Source organism: Candidatus Krumholzibacteriia bacterium (assembly GCA_035268685.1).
Taxonomy (GTDB): Bacteria; Krumholzibacteriota; Krumholzibacteriia; order JAJRXK01; family JAJRXK01; genus JAJRXK01.
Genome location: DATFKK010000202.1, coordinates 1 through 5,988, shown reverse-complemented (window position 1 = coordinate 5,988; position 5,988 = coordinate 1). Strand labels below are relative to the sequence as shown.

General features: G+C 70.2%; 7 protein-coding genes. All 7 read left to right on the top strand.

What is annotated here, in order from left to right:
* A partial coding sequence (gene bshC / locus VKA86_19630) for a bacillithiol biosynthesis BshC (protein ID HKK73422.1) occupies nt 1-1,468 on the top strand: 1,468 nt, incomplete at its 5' end.
* A complete protein-coding gene (bshB1, locus tag VKA86_19625) occupies nt 1,465-2,196 on the top strand; it encodes a bacillithiol biosynthesis deacetylase BshB1 (GenBank protein HKK73421.1) in 732 nt (243 codons plus the stop codon). The genes bshC and bshB1, both read left to right, overlap by 4 nt.
* On the top strand, nt 2,193-3,380 hold the full coding sequence (gene bshA, locus VKA86_19620) for an N-acetyl-alpha-D-glucosaminyl L-malate synthase BshA (GenBank protein ID HKK73420.1): 1,188 nt from the start codon (nt 2,193-2,195) through the stop codon (nt 3,378-3,380). The genes bshB1 and bshA overlap by 4 nt, the downstream gene beginning before the upstream one ends.
* 60 nt (nt 3,381-3,440) lie before the next feature.
* Nucleotides 3,441-3,806: a Minf_1886 family protein gene (locus VKA86_19615; GenBank protein ID HKK73419.1), complete on the top strand. Its 366-nt coding sequence runs from the start codon at nt 3,441-3,443 to the stop codon at nt 3,804-3,806.
* A 205-nt stretch (nt 3,807-4,011) separates the two neighbouring features.
* Nucleotides 4,012-4,749 (top strand): MotA/TolQ/ExbB proton channel family protein, encoded by a 738-nt coding sequence (locus VKA86_19610; protein HKK73418.1) that lies wholly within the window; start codon nt 4,012-4,014, stop codon nt 4,747-4,749.
* A 33-nt stretch (nt 4,750-4,782) separates the two neighbouring features.
* The gene (locus VKA86_19605) at nt 4,783-5,223 is read left to right on the top strand and encodes a biopolymer transporter ExbD (GenBank protein ID HKK73417.1); all 441 of its coding nucleotides are present in this window, start codon (nt 4,783-4,785) and stop codon (nt 5,221-5,223) included.
* A partial coding sequence (locus VKA86_19600) for a TonB C-terminal domain-containing protein (GenBank protein HKK73416.1) occupies nt 5,211-5,988 on the top strand: 778 nt, incomplete at its 3' end. The genes VKA86_19605 and VKA86_19600, both read left to right, overlap by 13 nt.

Here is a 5,988-nt window from a genome sequence, read left to right as displayed (position 1 = left end):
TGAGGTCACGGCACCGACGGCGGCCCCGGTTCTCGACACCTTCGATCTGGAGCTGCCCGCGCCCGGGCCCGCGTGGACGGACTCCGCGTTCCTCGAGGAACTCCGGCGAGACCACGTGCGGACGGGAGCGGGAATCCGGAGCCTGGAGGGGCTCGAGGCCCTGGCCGGTGGCGCCGCGTGCGTGATCACGGGTCAGCAACCCGGGCTGTTGCTCGGGCCCCTGTACTGCTTCTACAAGATCGCCGGTGCGGTGGCGATCGCGCGCACGCTCTCGGAGCGGCAGGAACGCCGGGTCGTGCCCGTGTACTGGTGTGGTGCCGACGACTCCGACTTCGAGGAGGTGCGTCGGGCGTGGGCGTACCATCCCACGCAAGGACCCTTCCGGGCCGAGATCCCGACCTCGGCGTGGGAACCGGGCCTTCGGGTGGGCGACGTGACCGACGCCTCGCTCCCGGACGTCGAGGCCGCCGTCCTGCGACGCATCGGCGTGCCCCACGTGGTCGAGGAATGGCTGGAGTCGATGCGAGAGCTGCACGCTCTCGGCGATCGTGCGCGAGCCTGGGCACTGCACATGTTCGCGGAGGACGGCCTGGTGGTGGTGGACGCCCGCTCGCCACGCTTGCGAAGGCTGGGGCGTCCGCTGTTCGAACGCTACGTGTCGGAACACCCGCGGATCACCGCGGCGCTCGAGGAACACACGCGCACACTCGAGGCGCGCGGTTGGCCGGTGGCGATCGACGCGAAGGCCCGGTCCAGTGGTTTGTTCCTCCTGGACGGCGACCGCAGGACGAAGGTCGAGGCCGACGAGATGCGTGCGGTCGACGTCGATCGCGTCACACCCTCGGTCCTGCTGCGTCCGGTGTGGCAGGACGCGCTGCTGGGCCCCGTCGCCTCGGTGTTGGGACCGGCGGAGCTGTCCTACCACGGTCAGCTGTCGCCCCTGTATGGGGAACTGGGGGTCCGGGCCGCACGGCCGGCTGCCCGTCCTCACGCCGTGATGATCCCCGACGACGTACCGTGGCCGCCCGACCACGCCACGAGGACCGCGGTCCTGAACGGGGATGCGTCGATCCTGCGCCGGTCGGGACTGCCCGAAGCCTGGGGACGCGCCGTGGACACCGCCGCGACCACGGTGGGCTCGGCGATGGAAGCCCTCGAGTCGACCGTCGACACCGATCGCGCGCGTCGCGAGGTACGACGCGTCGGGCCGCGCCTGACCCGCGAGATCGACCGTCTGCGGGACCGCCTGGCCGCGACGCGGACCGACGGGGATCCGGCGCGCCGGGCCGCGTGGTTCGACCTGCGGGGCCGACCTCAGGAACGCGCCTTCGTGGCGCACCAGTGGTGGGTCGCGTGGAACGGGGACGCGGCCCGTGCCCGAGCCGAGCTGGAGCACTCGTACGTCCGCGCGATCGATTCCGGTCGGGTGCCGTGCATCGCCCTGCACCTGGAGGAATCCGGACGATGAACCGGTCGAGGACCTGCGATGCACTGTTCCTCTCGCCGCATCCCGACGACGTCGAGTTGTTCTGCGGAGCCACCGTCGCCGTGCTGGCCGCCGCCGGACACGAGGTCCTGATCGCCGACCTCACGGGCGGGGAACTGGCCAGCAACGGCACAGCCGAGGAGCGCCGCGCATGCAGTCTGAGTGCCGCGGCGGACCTGGGCGCCTCGGACCGGAGACCGGTGCTCGGTCTCCCCGACGGCGGGATCGACCCCCACGACGACGCGCAACTCGACGCGCTGATCGATCTCGTGCGGGAACACCGACCACGTTGGCTGTTCGCACCGTGGATCGACGACCGTCATCCCGATCACGAGGCGGCGGGTGCGCTGGCGCGGCGCGCCCACTTCTTCGCCGGTGTGGGGCGGCGAGCCCCCGATCGCGGGCCGGCCCACCGCAGTGAGCGCCTGCTGTTCTATCCATGCCACCACGAAGCTCCCACGCACGTGGCCTTCGACGTCGGAGCCGGCATGGAGGCCTGGCGCCGCGCGGTCGGCCGTTACGAATCACAGTTCCGACGTACGCCGGACACCACCGCCACGCCGATCAACGCGCCTGGCTTCCTGGCCGCCCACGAGGGTCGCCGAGCCCGGCTCGGCCAGCGGGTCGGGGTCGAGTTCGCAGAGGGATTCGTGGTGGAGGATCCATGGTTGGCGCCGGCGGAAGTACCCACACGAGGAGATCGACCATGAACGGGGCAGGGGGTCGGGACGGAGGCGCGGCGCGACGAAGAGTCGGTATCACGAGCTTCGCCTCGACGGGTGGCAGCGGGATCGTCGCCACGGAACTCGGGCTCGCGCTGGCGCAGCGCGACGACTACGAGGTGCACTTCATCAGCCACGCGCTGCCGGTCCGACTGCGCCACTTCACTCCCAACGTGTTCTTCCACGAGGTGGAGACGACGAACTACCCGCCCTTCCCGCACACACCCTACAGTCTGGCTCTCGCGTCGAAGATGGCGGAGGTGGCGCGCTACCACGACCTCGACGTACTGCACGTCCACTATGCGATTCCGCACGCGGCGGCGGCCTACCTCGCACAGCGGATGTTGGCACCCTCGCGGCTGGGCGTGATCACGACCCTGCACGGGACCGACATCACGCTGGTGGGTCAGGAGCCGAGCTTCTACCCGCTCACGCGGTTCGCGATCGAACAGAGCGACGCGGTGACGGCGGTGAGCGACTTCCTCCGCTGCGAGACCGACCGGGTGTTCGGCGTCGATCGTGAGATCGACGTGATCCGCAACTTCGTCGACACCCAGGCCTTCGTCCCGCGGCCCGACCTGCGTGCGAACAATCCCCTGCGTGACGGCGATCGCCCGTTGCTCATGCACGCCAGCAACCTGCGTCCCGTGAAGAACGTGAGCCGCGTGATCGAGGTCTTCGCCCGGGTGCGGGCCCAACGTCCGTCCACCCTGGTCGTGGTGGGCGACGGTCCCGAGCGCAATCCGGCGCAGATGCGGGCTCGGGAGTTGGGCGTCGCCGACGACGTGCGTTTCCTCGGAGCGCAGGAGAGCATGGAGGAACTGCTCGCCATGGCCGACGTCCTGCTGCTGCCGAGCGCGACCGAGAGCTTCGGTCTGGTGGCCCTCGAGGCGATGAGCTGCGGTACGCCGGTCGTGGCCAGCGACCGGGGTGGATTGCCGGAGTTGATCACCGACGGCGAGACGGGGTATCTGCACGATCCGGACGACGTCGACGGGATGGCGGCGTCCGCCCTGCGCGTGATCGAGGATCCGGCGCTGGCCGCACGCCTGGGTGCGGCGGCGCGCGAGATCGCCAAGGAGACCTTCTGCATCCGGTGCGTGATCGAGGACTACCTCGACGTCTACGATCGGGTCGATCGGGCCGGGGAGGCCCGTGCGGCCGCGAGTTGACAGCCGGCGCCCGGGTGGCGTAACTGTTCCCGGATTCCGAACGGAGGTCCGGACACCTTGATGCCCCGTCTGCGCAAGCTGGTCGAGAACCAGCCCTATTCTCCGCATGCGTACGAATTCGTCATGCAGGCTCTGGACTACACCCTCCGGAACCTGGACGAGCCCCGTCACGTGTCGGGCGCCGAGCTGCTCGACGGGATCCGCCGTTGTGCCCGCGAGGAGTTCGGGCCCATGGCGCGGCACGTCCTGAACACCTGGGGCGTGTACGAGAGCCGCGACTTCGGTGCGATCGTCTTCGATCTCGTGGAGCGAGGCGTGCTCGCGCGGACCGACGACGACGACGTCCGGGACTTCGACGACGGCTTCGACTTCCGCACCGTGTTCGAGCGCGAGTACTACGACGAGCACCCGGCCTTCCGCCGCTGAGCGGCCCGACTCGGCGCTTGACCTGCCGGATCGCCCCGCCTAGCGTGGCGCCACCTCCGGGAACCGCGGCGCGTGGCGCCGCGTAGGAGTGCCCGAGCGGTCACCCCGCCAACCGCTGACGTTCGAGGCACGCCGATCATCGTCCCCGCATCGATGGCCGGATCGGGATCTCCTGCGCCGAACCGGTCCGAGACCGAGGAACTCCATGACACCAGCTGTCGCTCCCTATGCGGACATCCTCACCGAGATCGGCGGCCTGGTCGCCGGTGCAGGCCTGTTCGCGCGATTCATCGTCCTGCTGCTGTTCGTGCTCTCGGTCATCTCGTGGATGGTCATGATCGAGCGCGCGGTGCGGGTGAAGAGAGCCGAGTCCGCGAACCGCGCTTTCTGGCGACGATTCGACGAAGCCCGCGAAGGACGCATCGGCATGGCGGAACTCGCCGACTGGTGCAAGACGCAGGTCGGTGCACCGCTCGCACGGCTCTTCGTGTACTTCAGCGAGGACTACTGGCCGCTCTACCAGGAGCGCCGCGGCGGCGAGGACCGCCTGCTGCTGGGAATGCTCGCCCGGGGGATCGATCGCGAGTCCTCGTCGGAACTCGGGCGTCAGGAGCGCGGTCTCGGGTGGCTGGCGACGTTGAGCGCCGTCGCGCCGTTCCTCGGACTCCTGGGCACCGTGTGGGGCATCATGAACAGCTTCCTGCAGCTCGGCCGGCAGGGATCGGCCACGCTCGACGTGGTGGGTCCCGGGATCGCCGAGGCCCTGATCACCACCGTGTGCGGTCTGGCCGTGGCCATTCCCGCGGTCGTGGGCTTCAACTACTTCACCCGGCGGCTGCAGTCGCAGCAGTCCGAGATGGCGCGGTTGGGTTCGTTGCTCGCCGACGTCGTGGCCGAAGAGGAACTCAGCAGCGAGTCCGTGTCGCAGCACGCGGTCCGCTGACGCGGAGCGCCACGAGCGCGGGGGAAAACCGTCATGGACGACGACTTCTCGATCCTGGCCCGACGCGACCGCTTCCGGCCGCTGGCCGACATCAACGTGACGTCGCTCGTCGACGTCACGCTCGTGCTGTTGATCATCTTCATGCTCACCGCACCCTTCATCCAGGGCGGTGTCGAGGTCGAGCTGCCCGAGGCCCGGACCCCGGCATCGGCCACCGACGAGGGACTGGTCGTGAGTGTCGATCCCGAACAACGGGTCTTCGTGGACGAGGACGTGGTGCCCTTGTCGCAGCTCGCGGTCGAGCTGCGGCGGATCCGGCCGGCGGGTACCGAGGGTCCGGTCTACCTGCGCAGTGACCAGGGTGTCCCGTACGGATTCGTGGTGCGGGTCATGGGTGAGATCAAGGAAGGGGGAGTGGACGACCTCAGCCTCGTGGTGGAACCGGCCGGCGACGACCCGGGTTGGCCTCGCTGATGCGCCGCTATTTCCTGATCTCCTTCGCCGGCCATCTGGTCGTGATCCTGGGCGGCGGACTGCTGTCCCAGGCGCTCGTGCCCTCGCCGCCGGCCATGGACTCGATCTCGGTGGGACTCGCCGTGGCTCCGGCCCAGGCCATGGATACCGTCGAGAGTACCCCCGCGCCCGAGCCCGATCCGACTCCCGCGCCTCCGGTCGAGCCCGAGAGGCCGGTCTCCGACCCCGTTCCCGATCCGGCTCCCGACGAGCCCGAACCCGAGCCCTTCGAGCCGACGCCCCCGGAGTCGGACCTGCCGCCCCCGCCGCCGCCCGCGGAGATCGAGCGGCCCGAGAGGGTGCTGTCGCCCGACGCGCCGCCCGAGGAGCCCGAGCTCGAGCCACGCGAGATCGTGCCGCCCGATCCGGATCTGCCGCCGCCGCCGCTCTCGGGTCAGGACCTGCCCGAGCCGGAGCCGGTCCAGCCGCGGGCGCAGACGCGGGGGGACGACCTGACCGCCGAGGACACGACCGAGACGCCGCCCACCGCGCCGAAGGAGGAGCTCGGTGGGGGTGCGGCCGTGCAGGCGTCGACGGCCGCGTCCGAGCTCGAGGACGGCTACCTGGTCCGCGTGCAGCGGAAGATCGGTCGCCGCTGGCAACCGACGCCGGCGAGCGCGCTGGGACAGAGCTACGTGAGCACGGTCGTCAGCTTCCGGATCCGCCCCGACGGACGGGTCGAGGGCCCGGCCGTGAGCGAGTCCAGTGGGCTGACCGTGTTCGATC

What these genes read in the sequence shown, in the direction of transcription:
- bshA (HKK73420.1), top strand. Translation starts at nt 2,193, where the DNA reads ATGAACGGGGCAGGGGGTCGGGACGGAGGCGCGGCGCGACGAAGAGTC.
- VKA86_19605 (HKK73417.1), top strand. Translation starts at nt 4,783, where the DNA reads ATGGACGACGACTTCTCGATCCTGGCCCGACGCGACCGCTTCCGGCCG.
- VKA86_19615 (HKK73419.1), top strand. Translation starts at nt 3,441, where the DNA reads ATGCCCCGTCTGCGCAAGCTGGTCGAGAACCAGCCCTATTCTCCGCAT.
- VKA86_19610 (HKK73418.1), top strand. Translation starts at nt 4,012, where the DNA reads ATGACACCAGCTGTCGCTCCCTATGCGGACATCCTCACCGAGATCGGC.
- bshB1 (HKK73421.1), top strand. Translation starts at nt 1,465, where the DNA reads ATGAACCGGTCGAGGACCTGCGATGCACTGTTCCTCTCGCCGCATCCC.